The following is a 22,072-nucleotide window of genomic DNA, read 5'->3' on the forward strand; positions in this document are numbered from 1 at the left end:
GTCCAAGATACTCCTTGGGACAGTCGACCTTTGCACCGTTCCCGAATTTGGTTACTTTACGAATTAGGAATCCTTCAATGTTATCAATTTCAAGATGGTTTTGGAGTTCCAACTCAACTTGCTTCATAGTATATAATATGTATATACAAAAAGGATAAATAATTTGGCTAAATTAGGAGTTTCTGGAAAAATTAGAGCAGTGATTCGGAGATACTGTAAACAGACAAAAATTTAAGGTCGGCTTCTAATGCAAAATCGACAGCTTTCAGGAAAGAAAATTCCTTGATCGATGACCAATAAAGCTTATTTTGCATTTCTGGTACATGGGAAGAAAGATAAATGAATTTTAGGAATCCAAAAACAGCAAGTTAATTTAAATAATTATATAAATGGTTGATACCGGATAAAAACATCTATTCCTATTACTCTTGCCGTTACTCCCTAAATCAAGGTTTCACTCTATAAGCCATAATTTCTTCTTTTAAAAAATCTTAAATCTTTCTTCTTCATTTATTCTTCAATTCTTCAGCCCTTTTATAACAAGCAGACGCCTCTTCATGCCTGCCCAAATTTTCAAGGGCAATACCTTTATTATGCCATGCATAGACATATTTCGGGTCGATTTCTAGGGCTTTTTCATAAGCTTGTAGTGCCTCTTCATATCTGCCCAAATCATTAAGGGCATTCCCTTTTCTATTCCATGCAGGTACATATTTGGGGTTGATCTCCAGAGCTTTTTTATAAGTTATTATTGCCTCTTCATATCTGCCCAAGCAATAAAGAGTAATACCTTTGTTATTCCATGCATGGATATATTTCGGGCCTGTCTCAATGGCTTTATCATAAGCTATTATTGCCTCTTCATATCTACCCAATTTTTTAAGGGCAATCCCTTTTCCGTTCCATGCATCGTCACATTTTGAGTCTATCGATATGGCTGTGTCACAAGCTTTTATTGCCTCTTCATATCTACCCAACTTATTAAGAGCATTACCTTTGTTACTCCATGCATAGGTAGATTTCGAGTCTATCTCTAGGGAGTGATCGTAAGCTATTATTGCCTCTTCATACCTACCCAAATCATAAAGGGTAATACCCTTATTATTCCATGCACAGATAGATTTCGAGTCTATCTTCAGGGATTGATCATAAGCTTGTAGTGCTTCCTCATATCTGCCCAAGCAATAAAGAGCAATACCTTTGTTATTCCAAGAATCGATATGTTTATGGTCGATCTCCAGAGCTTTTTCATAAGCTATTATTGCCTCTTCATATCTGCCTAATTTATAAAATGCCAGCCCTTTCTCGAAGTGTTGAATCGCTTCCTCTGTGAAGTTTTCTATTTTTTCAGATTCATCTATTCCTGAGTTTTCCTTTTCCTTATTTTCCTCTTCTTCGCTCTGTTCTCTCAGCTTCTCCTGCTCAGATGTAAAACACTTTTCACAGAGTGGCTTCTTCCCACGTTCTCTTTCTTCCCGGAACCAGCTCTCACAGATCTGGCAAAAATGTGCTCCACATTTCCTACATAACAAAGAACGGTTGGAGGAATCAATCAGATTCTTGCAGACAGGACATCTCAGCTGCCCATCGTCTGATTTTGAATCCTCTTTCATACTTCCCGTATTCCGTTTGGGCGAAAGGTCCTGGGCAGGGGAACTCGCCTCATTAGCTTTCAAATCAGTACCCACAACTTCGATATGCAACTGCTCCACAAGAGAGTCACAGAGCCGGAGGTATCGCGACTTGAATTCGCTCATGTTGCCTTCATCAAGAAGAGTAAGCACTTTGATGCCATCATTTAGAAGAGGATTGATACGTTTATCGGCAATTTCGGGAATCTTTTCGAAATTGGAATACAGTGAATTGAGCTTGTAAAAAAGGTCGTCCTTTACAATATCACCGGAATGACAGCATTTGTAAAGCTCGTGTATCATCCGGAAACTGTTGGTAAAGACCTGGATGGAATTTGAAGAATAACGGGCCGAGAGGCGTTTTTCGGCATAGATGGAAGCCTCATAAGGGTTATTATCGAAGATCTGACGAAACTCTCCGACTTTGCAAGAATAACGAAACATTTTTTCCCGGATATTGATAGCCTCAATACCTTCTGCAATGAACTTGCCAGAAATGCCATATTCGTGCATCAGACTTTCACAGCAGTTTATGTCAACTTTGAAGAAAATACGGCGAATCCCTTTTCCAACAATGGGAATTCCCAGCTGTCTGGGAATTGAAAGGACATATTTATCGCTCCAGGGGTCACGTTCACGTTTTCTCATTTCAAAACGGCGGTCAATGCCATCAATGTAAGCATCTGTAATGGAAAGAACTTGATGAGTGTAAAGTTCAACAGCCCACTGATCAAACAGGAGTTCGGAAGGGTTGTCTACACGAAGAATGTACCAGTAAATAACAGGATTTTCCTTCTCAATCCACTGCCTGACATTAGGCATCACCTTCTCTTCAGGAGAATCAAAAACGAAATTTTTGAGGGCAGGATCATATATAGTACGGGTTATTGTGATGGGATGGAAAGACATAAATATTCAGCTCCGGGTCAGAGAGAATAATACAAGTGAAGTATTTATCAAATTTTTGCTTTTGTGGAAAAAATTCAAGAAATATATTTGAACTTAAACTTTTTATCAGAATGTAACTTCCTAATTATAGTTAGTGAGCACCCAGTCCGCTCCACTCAGTAGCATACCCAGGTGGGGTAGATTTTCATGACTTTTTTGTCTTTTTACCCAGCACATTTCCCAAAAGCGAGTAAATGTCCTTATTTGAGATAAATCCAGAAACTATTTTGATATTCACTAATAAGCATAGACTTCTAAACATTTTTATTATTTCAACATATCTAAATTTTTAAATTATTTTTCCAAAATGTAATAACATAAGTTAAATAGGTACAAATATAACAAAAAGGCATGAGACCTTCAAGATCAATTACCATAAAGGATTCCATCATTATAGGTGGAAGAAATATTGAAAGCACAGGAGATGCAGATACTACGGAATTCAAATCCGATATGGAAGAAGCAAATCAGGGCCTTGAACTTCTCCACAAACTCAAAAAAATGAAAATCGAAGAGAAAGCCGGGTACCAGCAGATAGAAAATGAAGCTAAAATGGCCGAGGCAAAAATCGAATTGATGAGGATAGAAGCTCAGAATACTGGAAGAGGAAGAGACGGAGGACTTGCTGCCCTTGATCTTTCACGAACCCTTAATGAGCTCAGGAACCAGTGCATAAACGATGACGCTTTTGCTGTCAAGGTAACTGTGGAAGTCCTGAAGAATAAAGTAAAAGATGAAAAATCCCTTGGATATCTGGAAAACACTGGCAAAATGCTGGATGCTGTATATGATGATCCATTCCGCAAACTGGAAGAAACTCATCAAACACGAATTCTTGAATTATGCAACTACATTGAAGAAGCTTATTTTGCATCTCTGGTGCATGGGGAAGAGGAGAAATGAATTTTAGATCGGATTTCACAACCATTAAACTTTCCTTTATAAGATGAGTAATTTTACGTTATCCTGCGACTCTATTTGTATATGTCTAATAAAAGAACAACCCTAACAATAAAAATTGTATTAAGATGACAAACATATAACCTAATGTCTAAGCAATTTAGTTATGGATCATTATAATTAAGAACGGGACTAAAGATGAAGCATTGTCTATGTATTGAAGTATCATAACTAAGTTGCCATGACACTAGTATACCGATTATCGAATATATATAATAAGAAAATAACTACAGTTTATGGCACAAATATTATTTTAAAGTCACATGAAATTTTGTAACACGGAAAACGCAGCCATGGAAAACGCAGCCTGTCGCATAGTGATTCGATCTGGATATTACAACCACGGAAAACACGGAAAGCAAGGAAGAAACACGCCTTTACTACTGATTTCCGTGTTTTCTGTGCTTTCATTGGTTTTCAAAAAATTCATTCCTGACATACTTTGGAATCAATGCACTAGCTTCGGCAGGTAAACATATAAGTTAACATAATTGATTTTCATATATATTTTCTTAATCTTCCACGGCAGATAAAAACAATAGTAGAAGAGTTGAATCCTCAATAAAAAGTCCAAGCTTCTTAGGTCACCTTGGTCTCATTGCTGGGGTTTTCCAAGAGCTTGAAGTTGACAAATTGATCGATGAGAAACTCACGAATGTAAGATACTCAAAGACACCAAATAGGTGAGAAGCTTACAGACAACAATGTTAGTGGACTATATCCAGAATCACAAAATCAGTTATGCAAATTACTGATGCCTGATACAGAAAGGGTTTGAAAACACTCAAGCCGCATGAAGGGAAACTTTCAAGTAAAGTTCCTGGGGAGAAAAGAGGAGTAATCCTCCTGACCTACCCAACAAATAACTAAGGATTGTTCAAATAAAAAAGAGAAAATATATTTTCCCCTATCTTTTCAGTCCTTGTTTTTATTCTCTATTCTTTTGATTTCATTCAGCCCATCTGTCTGTCTGAGCATTAAAAGCCTGCTTGCAAGAGGAGCCATAGGAAGGTCTGCACTAAGCGTCAGAGAGCTTGTCCTTGATTCTGTCAGCATTCTTCCAGGCAAGTCAGGGAAAATCTCAAGCCCTTTTCCTGCAGGCAGCCTCGGGCTTTCGGGCATGGACTCCAAAAGACCAGTAGATTTTATTCCGGTAAAGGAGCTGGAAACAAGCCTCGGAAGAGTTTCCGGACTCAAGCGGAGGTGATCAGAAGAAGAGAGTCTAAGATCCCTGTTAGGTGAGAGGCGTTTATTGAAATCAGGCATAATTCCCCTGAACTGGTCAAGGACCGGACTTGAAAACGAAACTGATTCGTAAGTAGGAGTGAGATTTCCGGCAAGGGCCTTTTCGCGGGCTGCACGGTCAGTTAAGTGAGAAGGCGAAGCTGAATTTTCGGGTTCACTGTCATTCATAGCAGTAAGGATTGTCACGATGGTATATCAATTATACGAGGGCTTTCTCTGTTTTCGTTACTGTAATCAAAATTACACTGATTTTGGTCATCCTTTATGCTCTGGTTGATATTATTCCCAAAATGCTAGTAAAATCGTTTTTAGGCCCTTTTGCTCCGATCCTCAGTCAACTGGAGCTGACTTGCGTTCCTTGCACAAAAACGCAAGTATTTGTCATAATGAATACTTAACCATGACAATATCACCCATATAACACTGGACGACCCAATGATTTTTGATAAGCATTTTATTCTATTGCAGGTTATTTGGCATGAAAGTTCTTCCAAGTACTTTCATTTCTTTGTGCCTGTGATTAGAAGAATTTCATGTGCGTTTTTTGTATTTCTCCTGAAAATGTTATTAAGTTAATCCTTCTGAACAAATCACGACTTTAAATTCGCGTCACTTTGAAGGAGCAAATCAACAATCTCGGTAAACTCCATTTCTGCCGCAATATCCAGAGCAGTATTGCCATTTTCGTCCTGAATATTAAGGTCAGCACCACTTTTGATCAGCAACTCTACAATGTCCCTATGCCCCGCCTGTGCTGAGAGCATCAAAGCGGTAAACCCATTTTCTTCTTGAACATCGATACTGGCACCACTTTCAATAAACAAGTCTACAATGTCCCTGTACCCTCTATCTGCTGCATAAGTCAAAGCTGTATTTCCGTTTTTATCCTGAAGATTAAGATCAGCATCGGCGCTAACAAGTAACGCAACAATACTTTTATGTCCAATCTTTGCTGCAGCATTCAAAGCAGTGTTAAGATTTTCGTCTTGAAGATTAACGTCTGCCCCACCTTTTAGGAGCAACTCAACAATATCCTTTTGTCCCCTGGATGCAGCAGAAATCAAAGCCGTTTCACCGTTCCTGCCCTGAATATCAGGATCGGCTCCACCTTCAAGAAGAATATCAACAATGCTCTTGTATCCTACTTTTACCGCAAACTTCAAAGCAGTCTCATAGTTTCCGTCCTGGATATTAAGGTCTGCACCGCTTTTAATGAGCTGCTCAACAATATCCCCACGTTCGATCTTTGCCGCAGAAGTTAAGGCGGTATCCCCGTTTTCATCCTGAATATTAAGATCGGCACCGCCTTTAATAAGCGATTGTACAACGTCTCTGTATCCTTTATTCACCGCATAATTTAAAGCAGTTTTACCATATGTGTCCTGCGAGTTAATGTCAACTTTATCGCTTTTCAAAAGTTTCTCTACATTTTCTACCTGCCCTAACTTAGAAGCCTCGAAAAGATTTTGGTTTTTATCTTTTCCAAATAAATTGGATATAAAGTCCATCACTGTTTTCTCCTTAAATATCGAATGTTTTGTATTTACCTGATTGTAGCTATTCTGACGTTTTTGATTGAAGCATGGAATTAAAAATACAATTTTTATTGCTCATATAAAATATAATTATAACTCAGAGAAAATATAAGTTTTATCACTCAGAATGACTCAATACCAAAATTCATTGATGAATGTAAATGTAAAAATCAGTAAATTTTGGATTTGAGTCCACAGAAGCCTAAAGTAACATAGGTGATCTTTTGTTGGAATTTACCAAATCTATCTAGAATTTTTTAAACTCACATTTCATATCTAACTTCCGCTTTTTAAGCACATAAATTCAATTCATATTTCCATATTTCTCAGGTACCTTAAAAGTTAAGATATTTTTCCTGGACGTTGATCTATAGTAGTAATACAAGTTTTTAATATAATAACATCAAATATGACAAACATAAAGAAAAGTATTAAATAGAAGTTCATCGTATGTATCATATGTCTAAGCGAACAGACAAAAATAGAAAAGCCTCCTAAATCTGTGAATTGAACGCATAACTCCTGAATTCTTTACCTGTATGTGCAGCAGATGAGGAATTTTAGGTGTTTTCGCGTTCAAGTTAGGATCAAAATTCCCATTTTCAGGCTGTCTCAAAACTACTCCAAGTTCGTACATTTGGGTCATAAACACACATTAAATTCTTCGAATAACAGGCACAACTAAACGAAAGTATTCTCCCCTCTTTTTTGACTATTAAGCTCTCATTACCTTGGGCAGTAAGGTTGTCCTAATTTTGGATTTTCAAAACCGTCCATAAACTAATCAGTGAATTGCCATCGAAGGCTCATGTGTGACTTTGATCACGTATGCTAAACTGGCTTTCAGGCAATTTCACTGCCAAATAAATTGGGTGATATTATTTGATTATTGAAGTCATAGAGCCTATCCCAAAACTCAAAATTGATTCTCTGAATATTGTATTCTGGATTATCAATAGAGCTTATGATTCTGAAAAATAATCCTGAACCTCTTACTGATGTGGAAATAATATTGGTTTTGGGACGAGCTCATAGACAAAGCATGTGGGATTGAAGTCATAAACAAAGCTTGTGGTTTAGATATTTATAAAATTTTTTTAACTGTTGTTATTCTCAGTCGGTCTGGTGAAAAACAACAGCAAAAATGTTACCGGAATTATCAAAAGCACAAGAGGGAAATGAAGACTTTAATGTCAGTTGTAATCCCTTTCCTCCTCATGCCTCCCCACAACCTTTTCACGACTTTCGTAAGATAACATAATTCTATAGACCGTTTACGACGTAATTCCCTGTTCCCAGGCTTCTTCAGTCATCACGATTAGTGCTGAATTTGCATTTTCTGTATACGTATCATATCCAGAGGATGTCGCCTGATCAAAATATGAGATTTCATCGTCGTCAGTACTCTCAGGGGCTTTAATCATCGTTGTTTCAATTAAATTCCATATCCCATCCACTTTAAATGCAACAAACACATGACCAGGGATATGGATCAGTGCCGTATTCACACCTACAGACTCAAGTGCAGACGCATAAAGTACAGCCAGATCGTCGCAATCTCCACCTTTCAGAGATAAAGTTTCGGATGGAGTCTGGATATAATCTATACCAGTCCCCAATGGGTCATGGGGATCGGAAACATAATATACTCCGTGTTGGCCAAGCGCATCAAAAATTAGTTTGGCTTTTTCTAGATCGTCATCAGTGCCCTTTGTTGCATTTGCTGCAATACTCCTCACATTTGAGTCATGTGGATCGATGTAATACGAATAAAACGATTTTGATGAGATACCTGCATCTGAAGATGCCAACCTGGCAGTATCTGCTAATGGAAGCGCATTTTTACCATATACCTTGAGGGGAATAGTGCTTTCCACAAAAGGCTGTTTTGTTCCTGATGAACTGTATTCGAGTTTCAAATACAGATTTTTCGTTGATTCTTTGCCGGCTTTTTCAAATAACTCTTCGGGTATGCTCGGGGTTACCCCGATTTTCGATACTTTATTCGGAGAGATCTCATTGATTGATGATGAGATCCAATCTCCACCTTCAATGCGAGTAGACAGAATAACATTTTCTGCAGATGATTCCCCGTTGTTAGCAATAGTCACCTGGAAAAGCTTCTTTTTGTTATTTATATAATAACTGTATACTGCCGGACTCACACCAGACATATCGGATACTGCACTTGAAATCGCCAGTTTTGAAGGAGAGTAAGACTCATAATCCCCAACAATATTCATTTGTTGTCCAAATTTTAAGGTCACTAACTGAGACTGAGGAGAATGATAATTATTTACATTACCGTATTGCACTTTGTATGCATCAGGCTTCAACTCTATTGATATCTGCCCATTACCCTGAAATTCTCCATCTATGAATATATCACCATTCACAGGAGAAGTTTTGACTATTATCTTTGACACCGTCCTGGAATTGGGGTCTGTACCGAACTCAAAGATCTCCTGATAATCTCCGTATAAGTCTCCGTCAGAATTCTCGCTTAACGGATTGGTTTTATACTTGTTTACCTCGTCAAAGTCCGAGATTTTATCGGAATCAGTATCGCCGTTTGCAGGATCAGTATGGAGTGTGTTGACCTCATATCCATCCGAAATTCCGTCAGAATCCGAATCAGATGCGAATATACTGGTATCATGCTGAATCTCACTGGGTGTATTTAATTTGTCTCCATCAAAATCCACAATAACAGCCCCTACCCCACAGAGAGCAATAATTATTATTGCCGGAGCAGTATAATTGAACCTGAGCCTGTGAACAGCTCCATACAAAACAACAAGTAATATTGCTAGCTTGGCTAGCCTGGCGATTGTATGTGAAATGTCAGCATCAATCAAAAGTACACCCCCCTGAAAACAGAAATTATACTGTAAACCCAGCTCAACTTTAAAAAAATATTATGTAAGTGTAGTTATTTGAAAGTTTCTCCTATTGGTTCATATGCCCCCATGATCTAAATGTATCATTGGTGGCTCATATAAACGACATATATGTTACAAAGAGTGGGATGACTAAGGAGCAAATATTTTGTCTTCGTTTAATAAATGGTTTCAACTTCGCTCATATAATTGCAGATACAATAATTATTATTAGTAAAAGTTTCTTTCAGAATAATAATTCTGGAATTTGTAATGGTCAAATTCTTTATCTTTCCATCTCTGATGAAGAAGGTCCTGGAAAATCACTTCTTGGTTCAAAGCATGTAGAGGTTATCCTAACATTAGATACTCCTGAAGACACGGATGTCCACGAAAAATTTGGTTTCTCAGCATACAGACAACGCATATTGCTACGAATCACTCAAGAGACTAGAAATCAGCATGTTTTTAACAATCAAAGATCTTGTAAAACTTTTAAAACGCAGTTACAGCACTATAAAAGGGACTTAAAGCATTTCCGAGAAAAGAAACTTTATGTTCCTCTGAAAAGAGTGGTCAAAGATATTGGTTCTTCTTTTTGGCAAGTTTCTTTAACCACATTTCAGAGAATCAAGTTTTGGGACGAACTAATATAAGTGGTATAAAGGAGTGAAAGAGTGAAAAAGGATCATCTAAAGCCAATTAAAGCCCTTACATTCGGAGAAGCTCTTTTTGATATTATAAAGGGTTCAGCCCACCTTGGAGGAGCTCCGCTGAACCTCGCAGCCCACCTTGCAAAATTAGGAGCAAAATCGGCTGTAATTACTGCAGTCGGAAGGGATGAGCTTGGAAACAGCCTGCTTGCCAGAGCTGAAGCAATGGGGATTGATACCTCTTACATCGTAATTGATAAAAAAAGGCCGACAGGGACGGTTACTGTTGAACTCCAGGCTGAAGGAATTCCGGTTTTCACGATTAACAAAGGCGTTGCCTGGGATGCAATTACACTTGGAGAAAAAGAGTTCAGGGATCTTTCCGGGGAAGAATGGGATGTCTTCTGCTTTGGAACCCTTGCCCAGAGGTCGGAAGAAAACCGAAAAACTCTTCAAAGGCTGTTTTCGGAAATAAAAACAAAATATTTCTTCTACGATGTAAACCTGAGGACAGGGAATTACGAAAAAGAATGGATACTGTCTTCGCTGGAACACACAACTATTTTAAAGCTGAATGAGGAAGAAGTCGCCACTATTTCCTGCCTGCTTTCTGGCACTGCCAACACCTGTAAGCCTCTTACTTCTTACAAAGCTTTCTGCCGCCTGGTTACCGAAAAATATCCTGAAATTTCCGTGGTCTGCATCTCAAGGGGGCCTAAAGGAGCTGCGGTTTATCACAAAGGCATTTATGAGGAGGTAGAAACCACTCCTATCGAGGTTGTAGATACCGTCGGAGCCGGAGACGCCTTTTCCGCAGGTTTTCTTTACACCTGCATCTCAGGGTACGGAGTTTCAAAAGCCGCATCAATCGCCTGCCTCCTTGGAACATATGTTGCATCAAAAGCTGGTGCAGTACCTGATTATTCAAAAGAGCTTATGGAAGAGCTCAAAGCTCAAGGATTAAAGCTGAGCTTGATCAAAAACTGAACTTGATCAAAAAACGGGTTGAACTTATCGGCACCGCAGTCTTTTAGAATGGAATTCCCCAGAGAGGGTACCACTTTTCTACATTTTCTTCGATAGGCATTTCCCTTTCCATTTCTGCCCTTAACCTGAATTCAAAGGGGCTGTCTCTTTGCTTGCCGGAAAGCGGGATAAAGGGATAATAAGTTCCCTGCTTAAAATTGTAGATCCAGTAAACAGTTTCTCCGCGGCTGGATTTTCCGGCTTCGGGTTCGCTGTCAAACCTGTAAATGGCACATAGAAGCTGCCCGCCAAAGCCGTGTTCTTCAAGAGTTTCACTTACAAGGTGAATGTTTGCAACAAGATCTTCTAACTCCGGGTCTTTAAAAATAGCCCACAGGAAATTGAACTCGTCTTTTTCCAGCCTGAACTCGGTTTCTGTTTCCTTTGAACTATACTCCAGAAGCTCCTGAATTTCCTTTCGCGCAGATTCGTACGCTGAAGCCCCTATTGGTTTAAAGCAGATCCCTGCCGATCCTGAAGGCTTCAGGCCAAGATTGCTTTCCAGAGTAATACTGGCTGTAGACATTGCAAATAGTTTCTCACTTTTTGCTTTCGGAAGCGCACTCTTCCCTAGAACGGAATTCACTAAATCGCGAAGACCCATTTAGTTTCTCCTTTTTAAGTCATGTTCTTAATTTGTTCTATGAATTTGTTTCTATTAACTAATTTTTATGACCTGGATTCGTCCTGTAAATGGGATTAGTCCTGTAAATGGGATTAGTCCTGTAACCGGGATTAGTCCTGTAACCGGGATTAGTCCTGTAACCGGGATTTTGCCAGTACACAAGGTTAGCCCAGATCCTGCTGCATCTTTTCAAGTTTGGCTATTCTTTTTTCCACAGACGGGTGAGTGGAAAAAATGTCCATTATGGAAGAACCTGAGATTGCAGGGATGATAAAAAAGGCATTCATCCCCTCTACTGACCTGAGGTCTTCACTCGGGACTCTGGACATGACTCCACTGATCTTCATCAGGGCCGATGCAAGGTCCGACGGCTGTCCGGTAATAATGGCTGCGCCCCTGTCTGCGGCATATTCCCTGTAGCGGGAAAGGGCTCGAATAAGTAGGAAACTAACAGCCCAGACTGCAAGTGAAACTAGCCAGACAAGCAAAATGCCTCCGCCTTCTTTTCTCCTGTCTCCTCCCATATCTCCAAAGTAGAGGCTGTAACGGACAAAGTAAAAAGCCAGCGTTGAGATAAAACTGGCAATTGTCATGATAGCCATATCCCTGTTCTTGACATGGGTAAGTTCGTGAGCAAGCACGGCCTCGAGTTCGGCTGGAGATAGTTTGTCCAGAATTCCTGTTGTAACTGCAACAACAGCGTTGTTCTGGTTCCGGCCTGTTGCAAAAGCATTTGGAACCTGAGTCCTGACAATTGCCACCTTAGGTTTAGGAAGGTCAGCTATTGCGCAGAGACGCGTAATTATTCCATGTAATTGTGGGGCCTCGCTTTCAGAAACAATTTGCGCGCCTGTTGACCACAGCACCAGTTTATCCGAGTAAAAGTACTGGATAGCCATGAAAGAACCTACAAAAAGCATCATAAACACTGGCGGAGTCCCGTTGTACGAAAGAAACAACAGGAAAAAAAAGTAAACTGCTGCCAGAAGAAACATCGTGAAAATCATCCGTCCCTGAAGTCCCAAATCCCGTTCCCACTTTCGTTTCATTGATTACTGCTCCTGAGTATGATTTATATGTAGAAATCTCTGATTGTTAATTGCGCGTATGCACGATTTCAATCGATTAATCCTTAAGTAAAGTGCTGTTGCAGAGAATTTCAACTAAAGTAAAGTGCGATTATAGTTATATGCGGTTAAAGTTAAGCGCGTTTTAAATGATTATTAAGTCTGAGTTTAAATTATAATCAAACCCATGTTAAATAAAATATTAAACCTGCAAATATTAAATATACTGATATTAAGCTTACAAATATTAAATATGAAATATCAAACATACTGATATTAAACTTATAAATATAGCTTCCGTTAAATGGAAGCAAAGTCTGACTGAGTGTACTTACAGGTATTGACCTGTAACTCAAAGAGGGCTGCACACAAAAAGAAAAATATTTAGTAAGATTTGGGGAAGAGTTACGAAGGCATAACATGATTGTTTTTCTCTTTGGGAATATGAAATAATCCAGCTATATATCGGATAAAATATTTCCTCAAAGATTAAAGTCCTTTCCCCCTTCTGGAAAGGCTCAAAGCTTCTTTTGATTCGACAAGAATTACTGCCTATCATTAAAAATCTGATGTTTATCATATGCTTATCATTAATACACCACTAAACAAAACAAATTGTATCATCTTCAAATTCAATGTCGAATTTTCCAACTCAAAAAATGTGCACAATTTTATAATCCAGTTGAAAAGTTGAATGTATCACTTGATGTTGTTTTTTAAACCTGGTTTAATTATTAAATTTTCAGCAAATACATGAAATTTACTCTTGCCCATAAAATTTGAAGAGGATACAAGAAACCAGAAGAAAAAGAAGAGATGAAGATCAATAAAAGAAATAAAATTAAAAGTGATGGTATAAAATAAACAAAGAAATTGTAAGCGCATTTAAGCTGAAACTACGAATTTCTACAAAGCTCAGGAAAGGACTTCTTCCTTATACTTGTCGATACCGAGCCTTTCAATGAGTTCTCCTAATCTCTCCCCATCAAGACCTTCTCTCCTGTAATACTCAAAGGTTTTTTCAAGGACTGAGAAAAGCTGCTCTTCGTCTGCAAGCTCAAGAAGCTTTATCCCCTGCATGGGTTGGCGTCCGGCCTTGCCTCCAACGAAGATCGTGCATCCGGTTTTTTCTGCTCTCAGGGCATCTTTCCGGCAGGCTGCAATACATGCCCCGCAGAGGATGCATTTTTCAGTATCTATAGAAGCTTTATCTTCCTGGACTTTTATTGCTCCCACCTTACAAGCCTTTTCACAGCGTTTGCAGCCGACGCAATTTTCCTCGACGGTTTTAGGCCTTACCGTACCCATGACTCCAAAATCATTTTCCTGAGGTCTTACACATGCTGAAGGGCAGCCTGTTACTGCAATCTTGAGTTTTTTAGGGACAGCCTCCCCAAAGTATTTTTCATCGATCTTGCAAGCTATGCTTTCGCAGTTAATTAACCCGTTTCTACAGACCCTATCTCCCTGGCAGGCAACCACGGCTCTTACCCGTTTTCCGGCAGAGCCTCCAAAAATACCCTGCTTTTCAAGTTCGTTGTTTGCTGCTTCCGCATCTTCAAGTTTAACAAAAGGAACCTCAATCTGCTGCCTTGAGGTTATGTGAACATAGCCAGAGCCATACTTCTCGGCTGCATCTGCAATTGCCCGCAGTTTTTCGACATCCAGATTCCCACTCACGACCTTCAGACGCATTGAAAACATGTTTTCCTGCCTCTGAGGCAGAAATCCTTTACTTTTTAGTAAAGACACATCGATTTTGTTATCATTCATATAAGGTCACTTATGCAAAAGCATTATTATTGACCTATATAAATATTTTTGTCTTTTTTCAGTTGGCTTTTTTAATAGATTTCGGCCTTTAAAAGATTGCAGCTTTAATCGAACCTTGAAATGTGAATAATTTGGAAATATACCTGTACCAGAGAAAACCGGAGATTTTTACCAGATACAGGCAAGAGAACTGGATCAATGAAAGACAGGAGACGAATTCAGAGAAATGAAAAAACGTTGAACTGCACGAGTACCATATAAAGCGCGGTCCCTATAAAGATGCTGAGCATGGCATTTCTTTTCCAGAAATGCAGCCCGGCAACGACACCTATGGTGACAAATTCCGGAATCCCGTAAGGAGCTGTAAGCCATTGAACGTCTTTTAAGCAGTAGATAACAAGCAGCAGGAGAATCATAGGAGGCAGGTTTTTTTCAATAACCGCAAGCATTTCAGGGGGTTCCCTTGAGCCAAAAAACAGAAATGGAAGAGCTCTGGTTGCAAAGGTTGCAAGCGCTATGACTGCAATGGTAATGAACATTTGAAGAGCGCTCAGCATCAGTTTTCCTCCTTTATTTTATCTTCAACAGACTGTATGGATGTATTAATCAACAGAATTTCTTTCTTTATTTGTGAAATTCCCTGCATTTTCTGTGTTTTCTCCTTTTTCTGTGTTTTCTCCGTTTCCTGTGTTTCCTGTGTTTCCTGTGTTTTCTCCCGTTTCCTATGTTTCCTGTGTTTTCTGCTTTCTTTGTGCTCTCTGCATTGACTTTTCCCTGCCAATCAGAATCAGAGTCCCAAGAATGATTGAAGCAAGCAACATGTTGTCAGAGCTGAACAGAATAAGAGACAGGGCCCCTGCACCAACTGCGGCTATGAAGGGAAAACGCGCCTCTGAACTGAAATATTGCTCTATGGTCAACACTACAAATAGCGCGGTCAGCACGAAACTCATGCCTTCAAGATTAAGATCCAGTACAGAACCAAGTGCAGCTCCCATAACTGAACCTGTGATCCAGTAGAGGTGGTCAAGGGCTGCAATATAAAAGTAAAACTTTGATTTTGAGCTGCCCTGCGGGACATCTGTTGTGGTCAGGAGAGCATATGTCTCGTCGGTTAGTGCAAAGATAAGGTAAGGTTTAACCTTTCCGATACCGGAAAACTTCTCAAGCAGGGACAAACCGTAGAAAGCATGCCTGAAATTCAGAAGCAATGTGGCTATGGCAAACTCAGTTAGTCCTGCGCCGGCAGAAAGTAAAGCTACTGCCAGAAACTGGCCAGAACCTGCATAGACAAAAAGGCTCATAATAAAAGCATAGATCCAGTGATATCCTGCACCGTCAAGCAGAAACCCAAAAGCCATTCCAAGAGGTATGTACCCAAGAAGCACAGGAATTGTGGTTTTGAAAGCGATGGTTAAAAGATCTTTATTTTGCTCGCCTGCTTCCCTTTTGTACTCCCCATTTCTGACCATGCTATCTATCTTCTACTGCCTGCTGTAATTTCTTTTGAAAAATGAAATACAGAAATTATATTTATCATATATATCTTTTGTCAACATAGAATTACTTTCGGGAGTAAGAACCGTCAGCCTGCTTGCATTTAGAAATCAAATTTGCACTAACGCACTCCACTGCAAGCAACGGAGTATTTATGAAATAAATATAAACTGTTGACAAATGTTGATAAATGTTGTTGATAACTAGAATCCCACATTCTGCAGGTGCGACAAGAAGCTATACTATGAATTGCGTTATAAGCTACCTTTTCCATTTGAGGTAATCTTAGTGTGACATTCACAAATGGTAACGTTTTTGTGAAGTTCACATGACAATATCAAGAACTCAAGAACCTGGCTTTGATAATTGGTCAGGATAAGAATACTATGAAGAACGTAAAGTGAACCATCGTAAGAATCGTGAAGTGGAATAAGCGAAAACAGGTTGATGCTTAAACCAAAAGGTACAGAATCAGGCTGTAATGTGTCTGCGGACATTATGGCAAGTGGACAAATGATTCTCGGTTGATAGCTTCTAAGGTATTCACATTATGCAGTATAGAAACTTGGTAAGCCCTAAATGCTTCCATAAATGTCGGATATTTCTTTTTGCAAGGCTATATACTTTCGGACACTGCGCATCGGCCTGCCTATACTCAGGAAAATAAACATATGACTGCTTTTTCAGAGTTTATTTCGAGAAGTTTCTCTTTTTTTTTCAAGAAGTCCCCATAATTTTTCACATTCACTGGCTGTAAGCCCGATCTGCTTGACAAAGTATTCTTCCGTTTTCTGGTTCTTTACTGTGTCTTTTATCAAGTGGCTTATTGTATCCCTATGATGCCCTGTTATTCGTTCAATACTTCTTATCCCGTTTTTTTCAAGGAATAGACGATATATCAGTCTTATCTCATCTGCAGATAGATGCTTGCGATAAACAGCGGTACCTTTTGTATCCATAAAAAATTTTCCACAGTGCTTACAGTAGTACCGCTGATGGCCGGTTTTATACTTTCCTCGTTTTATAATAGCTTTCCCTTCTATCCTGAGATAATACTTACATTCAGGATTTGGGCAAACAATCTCATTTTGGTTTTCAACTGACATAATATAATCAATAAGTTGTAACTTCAATAATATATTTATTTTGCTCGGTTCGTTTCAAACACTTTGTTTCAGATTGATTCATCAGCATAAAGACAAGCGTTATTTAAAATTCATTATCAGATTGGCTCATACAATTATACAAATAAAATCCATTGTATTTATTATTTATGAGAATGGATAAAAACTGTCTCAGAGCCTTTCTCATGAACTTCATATTTATTAGAAACTTTGATCCCATAAGATCATTCAAAACCATATTGAGAGACATTTTACTTTCATTAGCCCGGAAAAATGAAAAATGAGTTTTAAAAACCTCACTGTTCATAATTATTAACTTCAAACTTATATTTGTAATAGTTAAAGCTAAATTTTTTAATATTCAAATTCAATTACCACTTTCGTATAGCCTTCTGCACGCTGAGAAAACTCCCTGTAGGCGGCAGTCGCGTCCTCAATAGAGATACTGAAACCTACAATAAAGCCTGGCTTTGCCGCACCTGCAATTATTATATCCCTGAGCATCAAAATGATTTTATTCACTGGGGTAGGGCCTGTTCCAATTGTTAAGCTTTTTTCCCACAACTGCCCAAAAGGCAGAATATGCCAGTTTTTTAGCATGTTCATTGACGCTGTCCGGATCGTCCCCAGTAAAGACTTCTGTAATTCCAGGAAGGCCTGTAGGGTCTACTAACCTTACAAGGTTACTTATCACCCGGTTTTTTGAGGGATCAGCCCTCTCCATGACCTGATAACCTACCGCATCTATGCCAGACATCACGTCCTTCATTTTCTCCTCGCCTGGCAAAAGGGATTAAACAATTTCGGGTTCATGGTTCTTAGCGCTTCAATTACGGTTACAGGGCCACTTCTGTGGCCTCAATTGGAGCACCTACACTCTCAGCCAGTTTTTGTACGCCTGATACAAAACTCTGCATTTTTCTTCTCCTGGCTGCAGTGTATCCGCAGCTGAATGTTGGGACTACGTTATTTTAAGTATATGCTGAAATCCAAAAATAAAAGAAATAGTCTTTACTCATTAAAAAGTTCGGACAAGCTTTTCACTATCTTTACATATGGATATTGTAAAAATTCAGTTTCCATTGTCGTTCCTGTTGTCACAGCCGCAAAATCAACATTTGCTGCCAGGGCCGTTTTAGCATCAATCAGACTATCTCCAATATATAGCACATTATCAAGTTGTTCACTAAGGCTGTTAATTGCAAGGAGTAATCCTTCTGGGGACGGTTTGGGGACTTTAACATCTTCTCCTCCAACAATAATATCTATTAAATCCAGGACCCCATGCATGTTTAAGGTCTCAACGATTCTAAAATGATATTTTGTGGTTACAATACCTGTATTGAGTCCACTCCGTTTTAATCGTTCTAAAGTATTTACTGTGTCGGCATACAGCACTGTATCTCTGGACATTACCTCGTTAGCCTTTTCCCGAAACAAGCTTAGAAACTGATTTATCAAAACTTCGTTTTCGTTCTTTGTTAGCTGAATAAATGCTTTATCGAGTGGTAGTCCGACAGTTCTTTTTATACTTTCACGGTCAAAGCAGGGAATGTCCAGCTTGCTGAAGGCATAGTTGAAACTTGACACAATACCACTCGTTGCATCGGCTAATGTGTAATCAAAATCAAAAATAACAGTACTATATTTCATACTCTCCCGCCTTGAGTCCTGCTGTTGATATCGAATCCTGCCGGAGTGGAATAAAATCCTGCCGGAGTGGAATAAAATCCTGCCGGAGTGGAATAAAATCCCTCAGGAGTGACATCGAATCCTGCAATATCAACATAAAGTCCTGCTGTACTGGCATAATATCTTTTCGCCCAAAAACAAAGGTTTTTTATTTACTCCTTACATTCGCATGCCTTATATTTTTAGAATTAAAGACATAAAATGTAGGGTAGATATTATTCTTAAAGGCACTTACTACAAGTACTTTCGTCATAACCATTAAACAAAAAAATAAAAATTCATATACAGGATAATTTAATTAGAATTAATTAAGCTATTTCATGAGTTAATTCCAGAATTTGAAGCTTTTGGTGAATGTTCTGATGTCCTGGAATTCCAGATCAAAATTACCAGTATGATTTTATGTCATAACTTATATTAAAAAATAAGATTTAAACAGATATAAGAGCTGGTTAAGAGAATAAAATCAAAAGAAATATACACATTAAGAAGTAACACAAAACAAACTAGCTCTTTATAAGACCTTTAAACACATGTAAATCTTCTGTATATAACCTAAAAGATTTTGCCCGGAATTGATATAATAATACTACATAATATTATTTACTTTATATTATTTAGATAAATAAGTGTGAATATCTATTATTAATAATCTGCCGAGGGAAAGTTGATTGATAAACGAATCGAATAATAGAAACTGGATTAAAGTGAGTGTAGTTTTGCTGGCAGTCTTTGTCATACTAACTTTGATACTAGGAGTAAGAATGTCGGGCATGAGGTCTCCCGACTACCAGCATGGCTACGAAGATGGCTACCGAGACAGCTATCAGACTGCTTTCAATGGCAAATATTATGATGTAAAAGGTGGCTTAGGTGAGAATAGTAGCTATAACGAAGGTTACATACACGGTTATGATGAAGGTTACCCCGATGGTCAACTAGACCTTGGAGGCCAAGAGGGACATGGAACAAGCCAGACTCTCGAAAACAGTCAGGCTCTCGAAACCAGCCAAGCTCTCGAAACCAGCAAGAATAATGAAACCAGCAAAGCTAATACCAGCGCGAATAGTGAAAACAGCGCGAATAGTGAAACCAGCACGAACACTGAAACCAGCGCGAGCAGTGAAACAAAACAGGGTCGCCAAATTAGCTTCAAGAGTGAAAGTTAATGCAATTGGCGTTATAGAATCAAAAAATGGATATCTCCATACTTTATCCTGATCTTTGCATCGATTCTACTCTTTAGAATCAGTGCAAAATAGCAAGACTAACAGGAGATTTCTCAGATACTTAGAAAAATTTATCAATACAACTCACCAATCATCTTTTCATGCCAGTGGAAACAAGGGATATCTCTGTAACCGGAAAAGAGGACTGCGGAATTGTTGATATTACCAAAATAATCTCAGAAGAAATAAGAAAATCAAAAATAAGAAATGGAACGGTTACGATCTTTTGTATTGGGTCAACCGGAGCAATAACCACGATGGAATTTGAGCCTAATCTCTCAAAAGACGTCTCTGAAACGCTTGATCAGCTAATTCCTCTTGACAGGGACTATCACCATCACGAAACTTGGGGAGATTATAATGGAGGCTCGCATTTAAGAGCTATGCTTATCGGTCCGAGCCTTACAGTGCCTTTTGTTGAAAAAAACCTTACTCTTGGAACCTGGCAACAGATTGTGTACATTAACTTTGACAGGATTGAAAAAGTAAGAAGAATCGTACTGCAGATTCTCGGGGACTTTTAAACGGTTTTGTTTTCTAAAAGAGGGATCTCGTTAAACTGGGGTATATATTGACTAAGTTGTTCTTTTAATTCTTTAATTGAGTCTATTTTAATTTCTCTCAACACGCCTCTCACCATTTTACTGAAAAAACTTTCGATGATATTCAGCCACGAAGCTTCAAACATTTCCAATTGCCTGAATACCTGGTTTTTCATCATAGGAAATAGTCACTATTGTCGAGTCAACCGCAAAATGTCGTATAAAATCAAATGTAATTATTCAGAGCCATTGACTCCTTAATGATTGACTCGACACTATCTTAATTTGCTCATTTAGGACAATGACTTATACGAGGCATAAGCAATTCTATATAATTAATAAAATATTTAACTATATATTAAAATGCAGAGCGATTAACTAGGAGTTATTATCCACAAAAAACAACGAAAAGCCTAAAAATATTCAAAAATTGTTATATTTATATAGGTTTTTTACTCAAACCAATTCTTATCCAATCTTTCCTCCCTTTCCCCTGGTTCACTTGCATAAGCAATATATTCCTCGCCCTCCTTCTCAAAAACGAACCTGTAAACCGTTTTGAAATAAGCCCAGTATTTAACATACTGATCCCTTGCATCGCTTAGCGTAACAGTTACCGAGCCATTTTCTTCTGAAACGCTGTAAACAGGATAATCGATTTCCTGAGGAACGGCTGTGCTGTAGAGTTTTTCGGTTCTTTCAATATACACGGAGGCATCCGAAACAGCGCCGATCAAGTTGACTTTTTCGATGTAATCGCTTCTTTCTATCCCGGACCAGTAGCTAATTTCCATAATCCTGTAATGAGTGGAGTTATACGAATACGCGGAAATAAACTTCCTTACAGACGAAGGATAGGTGTCCTGATAGCTGATTTTTGCGCCTTCAGCGCCGGAAATATAATTCACAAAAAATAATTTTGCCACCGGCAGGACTGCAAGCCATACCACAAGCACAATTAAAAGCCCGGGATAGAGTTTGCTCCGTTTTTTCGTGACAAAGGCACAGAAATCATTGAATTTTCCTTTCCATTTTCCGCGGCTTTTCATGTATGCTACAACTAAAACGAAAACAGGCAGCAGGGGAAGAATATTTGCCAGAGGATCGAAGAAATAAATAGCTCCGAGAGTTGACGTCTCGGTACTGAAAGGATAGAAGGGACGCATTTTCCAGCTTGTCGCATAATCAAGGTAGATGTGGGAAAATATGGCTGCAAAGCCGGTAGCTGTGAACAGGCGGTCTTTTGTTTTAAACCAGATGAAAAGTGTGACAAGCAGGATGAAGAGGATAGAGTGCAGGAATTCCCTGTGGCCAAGCAGGTAGAAGAGCTGGTTTCGTGTCTCGTGGCTTACACTGCCGCTGATGAGAGCAAACAGGATGTATGGGATAAAATCCAGGTCAGGAAGGATTGCCAGAAACCCGAGAGCATTTCGTTTTTTTCCTTTGAAGCCAAAGGCCAGGGCAATCAGAAGACCGATCCCCAGGTGGGAAAGTGTATTTACCATTTGCTTTCTCCCTTAATTAAAGAAGAAAACTGTTAAAATATATATGTTTAATTGAATGGACTTGCAAAAATCTGCCAGAATAGGAGAAATAAAAAATGAAGAAATATCAAAAACAGAAAATACCAGAAACTCCAGGGTAGA

19 protein-coding genes and 1 pseudogene are annotated in these 22,072 nt (G+C 38.8%); 6 read left to right on the top strand and 14 right to left on the bottom strand.

Annotated elements, in window-relative coordinates; genetic code table 11:
* Positions 1-506: 506 nt before the first annotated feature.
* Positions 507-2,540 carry a tetratricopeptide repeat protein gene (locus tag FXW07_RS18525; RefSeq protein ID WP_229397087.1) on the bottom strand — a complete coding sequence of 678 codons (2,034 nt, stop codon included), beginning with the start codon at positions 2,538-2,540 and terminating at the stop codon, positions 507-509.
* A gap of 390 nt (positions 2,541-2,930) precedes the next feature.
* Between FXW07_RS18525 and FXW07_RS18530 the strand changes: the two genes are divergently transcribed.
* On the top strand, positions 2,931-3,482 hold the full coding sequence (locus FXW07_RS18530) for a hypothetical protein (protein ID WP_229397088.1): 552 nt from the start codon (positions 2,931-2,933) through the stop codon (positions 3,480-3,482).
* A gap of 320 nt (positions 3,483-3,802) precedes the next feature.
* Positions 3,803-4,012, top strand: coding sequence for a hypothetical protein (locus tag FXW07_RS18535; RefSeq protein ID WP_229397089.1), 210 nt, complete (start codon positions 3,803-3,805; stop codon positions 4,010-4,012).
* Positions 4,013-4,454: 442 nt separating this feature from the next.
* On the opposite strand, the gene FXW07_RS18545 is transcribed toward FXW07_RS18535, so the two are convergent.
* The 3 genes and pseudogenes from FXW07_RS18545 to FXW07_RS18555 all read right to left on the bottom strand — a co-directional run bounded on the left by FXW07_RS18545 (position 4,455) and on the right by FXW07_RS18555 (position 9,177).
* A complete protein-coding gene (locus FXW07_RS18545) occupies positions 4,455-4,970 on the bottom strand; it encodes a hypothetical protein (protein WP_229397090.1) in 516 nt (171 codons plus the stop codon).
* Between the two features lie 404 nt (positions 4,971-5,374).
* Positions 5,375-6,322, bottom strand: a pseudogene (locus tag FXW07_RS18550) (ankyrin repeat domain-containing protein); the annotation flags it as partial.
* 1,271 nt (positions 6,323-7,593) lie between these two features.
* Positions 7,594-9,177, bottom strand: coding sequence for a transglutaminase-like domain-containing protein (locus FXW07_RS18555; protein WP_229397091.1), 1,584 nt, complete (start codon positions 9,175-9,177; stop codon positions 7,594-7,596).
* A gap of 170 nt (positions 9,178-9,347) precedes the next feature.
* Here FXW07_RS18555 and FXW07_RS18560 point away from each other — a divergent pair, with 170 nt between their 5' ends.
* Both FXW07_RS18560 and FXW07_RS18565 read left to right on the top strand, forming a co-directional pair.
* Positions 9,348-9,854: a DUF1670 domain-containing protein gene (locus FXW07_RS18560; RefSeq protein ID WP_229397092.1), complete on the top strand. Its 507-nt coding sequence runs from the start codon at positions 9,348-9,350 to the stop codon at positions 9,852-9,854.
* A 21-nt stretch (positions 9,855-9,875) separates the two neighbouring features.
* A complete protein-coding gene (locus FXW07_RS18565) occupies positions 9,876-10,838 on the top strand; it encodes a carbohydrate kinase (protein ID WP_229397093.1) in 963 nt (320 codons plus the stop codon).
* Positions 10,839-10,881: 43 nt separating this feature from the next.
* On the opposite strand, the gene FXW07_RS18570 is transcribed toward FXW07_RS18565, so the two are convergent.
* From FXW07_RS18570 to FXW07_RS18610, 9 genes are all read right to left on the bottom strand, one after another.
* Positions 10,882-11,481 carry a hypothetical protein gene (locus tag FXW07_RS18570; RefSeq protein WP_229397094.1) on the bottom strand — a complete coding sequence of 200 codons (600 nt, stop codon included), beginning with the start codon at positions 11,479-11,481 and terminating at the stop codon, positions 10,882-10,884.
* A gap of 185 nt (positions 11,482-11,666) precedes the next feature.
* On the bottom strand, positions 11,667-12,551 hold the full coding sequence (htpX, locus tag FXW07_RS18575; protein WP_229397095.1) for a zinc metalloprotease HtpX: 885 nt from the start codon (positions 12,549-12,551) through the stop codon (positions 11,667-11,669).
* A 933-nt stretch (positions 12,552-13,484) separates the two neighbouring features.
* On the bottom strand, positions 13,485-14,342 hold the full coding sequence (locus FXW07_RS18580; protein WP_229397096.1) for a 4Fe-4S binding protein: 858 nt from the start codon (positions 14,340-14,342) through the stop codon (positions 13,485-13,487).
* A gap of 218 nt (positions 14,343-14,560) precedes the next feature.
* A complete protein-coding gene (locus FXW07_RS18585) occupies positions 14,561-14,899 on the bottom strand; it encodes a branched-chain amino acid transporter permease (protein ID WP_048155201.1) in 339 nt (112 codons plus the stop codon).
* Between the two features lie 165 nt (positions 14,900-15,064).
* Positions 15,065-15,814, bottom strand: coding sequence for an AzlC family ABC transporter permease (locus FXW07_RS18590; RefSeq protein WP_229397097.1), 750 nt, complete (start codon positions 15,812-15,814; stop codon positions 15,065-15,067).
* A 708-nt stretch (positions 15,815-16,522) separates the two neighbouring features.
* Complete coding sequence (locus tag FXW07_RS18595; protein WP_229397098.1) at positions 16,523-16,945, bottom strand: hypothetical protein; 423 nt, start codon at positions 16,943-16,945, stop codon at positions 16,523-16,525.
* Positions 16,946-17,317: 372 nt separating this feature from the next.
* On the bottom strand, positions 17,318-17,485 hold the full coding sequence (locus tag FXW07_RS18600) for a hypothetical protein (protein WP_229397099.1): 168 nt from the start codon (positions 17,483-17,485) through the stop codon (positions 17,318-17,320).
* Positions 17,478-17,732, bottom strand: a complete 255-nt coding sequence (locus tag FXW07_RS18605; protein ID WP_229397100.1) for a hypothetical protein — start codon at positions 17,730-17,732, stop codon at positions 17,478-17,480. The genes FXW07_RS18600 and FXW07_RS18605 overlap by 8 nt, the downstream gene beginning before the upstream one ends.
* Positions 17,733-17,974: 242 nt before the next feature.
* Positions 17,975-18,616 (bottom strand): HAD family hydrolase, encoded by a 642-nt coding sequence (locus FXW07_RS18610; RefSeq protein WP_229397101.1) that lies wholly within the window; start codon positions 18,614-18,616, stop codon positions 17,975-17,977.
* Between the two features lie 710 nt (positions 18,617-19,326).
* Between FXW07_RS18610 and FXW07_RS18615 the strand changes: the two genes are divergently transcribed.
* On the top strand, positions 19,327-19,824 hold the full coding sequence (locus FXW07_RS18615) for a hypothetical protein (protein ID WP_229397102.1): 498 nt from the start codon (positions 19,327-19,329) through the stop codon (positions 19,822-19,824).
* Between the two features lie 161 nt (positions 19,825-19,985).
* On the top strand, positions 19,986-20,408 hold the full coding sequence (locus tag FXW07_RS18620) for a secondary thiamine-phosphate synthase enzyme YjbQ (protein ID WP_229397103.1): 423 nt from the start codon (positions 19,986-19,988) through the stop codon (positions 20,406-20,408).
* 470 nt (positions 20,409-20,878) lie between these two features.
* On the opposite strand, the gene FXW07_RS18625 is transcribed toward FXW07_RS18620, so the two are convergent.
* The gene (locus tag FXW07_RS18625) at positions 20,879-21,931 is read right to left on the bottom strand and encodes a metal-dependent hydrolase (protein WP_229397104.1); all 1,053 of its coding nucleotides are present in this window, start codon (positions 21,929-21,931) and stop codon (positions 20,879-20,881) included.
* Positions 21,932-22,072 lie beyond the last annotated feature (141 nt).

It is taken from the genome of Methanosarcina sp. DH1 (assembly GCF_020804205.1).
In the GTDB taxonomy this organism is placed as follows: Archaea; Halobacteriota; Methanosarcinia; order Methanosarcinales; family Methanosarcinaceae; genus Methanosarcina; species Methanosarcina vacuolata.

Coding starts and splice junctions, on each gene's coding strand:
- FXW07_RS18595 (WP_229397098.1), bottom strand. CDS start 16,945: ATGTCAGTTGAAAACCAAAATGAGATTGTTTGCCCAAATCCTGAATGT.
- FXW07_RS18620 (WP_229397103.1), top strand. CDS start 19,986: ATGCCAGTGGAAACAAGGGATATCTCTGTAACCGGAAAAGAGGACTGC.
- FXW07_RS18605 (WP_229397100.1), bottom strand. CDS start 17,732: ATGAAGGACGTGATGTCTGGCATAGATGCGGTAGGTTATCAGGTCATG.
- FXW07_RS18525 (WP_229397087.1), bottom strand. CDS start 2,540: ATGTCTTTCCATCCCATCACAATAACCCGTACTATATATGATCCTGCC.
- FXW07_RS18535 (WP_229397089.1), top strand. CDS start 3,803: ATGAAATTTTGTAACACGGAAAACGCAGCCATGGAAAACGCAGCCTGT.
- FXW07_RS18590 (WP_229397097.1), bottom strand. CDS start 15,814: ATGGTCAGAAATGGGGAGTACAAAAGGGAAGCAGGCGAGCAAAATAAA.
- FXW07_RS18530 (WP_229397088.1), top strand. CDS start 2,931: ATGAGACCTTCAAGATCAATTACCATAAAGGATTCCATCATTATAGGT.
- FXW07_RS18585 (WP_048155201.1), bottom strand. CDS start 14,899: ATGCTGAGCGCTCTTCAAATGTTCATTACCATTGCAGTCATAGCGCTT.
- FXW07_RS18570 (WP_229397094.1), bottom strand. CDS start 11,481: ATGGGTCTTCGCGATTTAGTGAATTCCGTTCTAGGGAAGAGTGCGCTT.
- FXW07_RS18560 (WP_229397092.1), top strand. CDS start 9,348: ATGACTAAGGAGCAAATATTTTGTCTTCGTTTAATAAATGGTTTCAAC.
- FXW07_RS18625 (WP_229397104.1), bottom strand. CDS start 21,931: ATGGTAAATACACTTTCCCACCTGGGGATCGGTCTTCTGATTGCCCTG.
- FXW07_RS18580 (WP_229397096.1), bottom strand. CDS start 14,342: ATGAATGATAACAAAATCGATGTGTCTTTACTAAAAAGTAAAGGATTT.
- htpX (WP_229397095.1), bottom strand. CDS start 12,551: ATGAAACGAAAGTGGGAACGGGATTTGGGACTTCAGGGACGGATGATT.
- FXW07_RS18610 (WP_229397101.1), bottom strand. CDS start 18,616: ATGAAATATAGTACTGTTATTTTTGATTTTGATTACACATTAGCCGAT.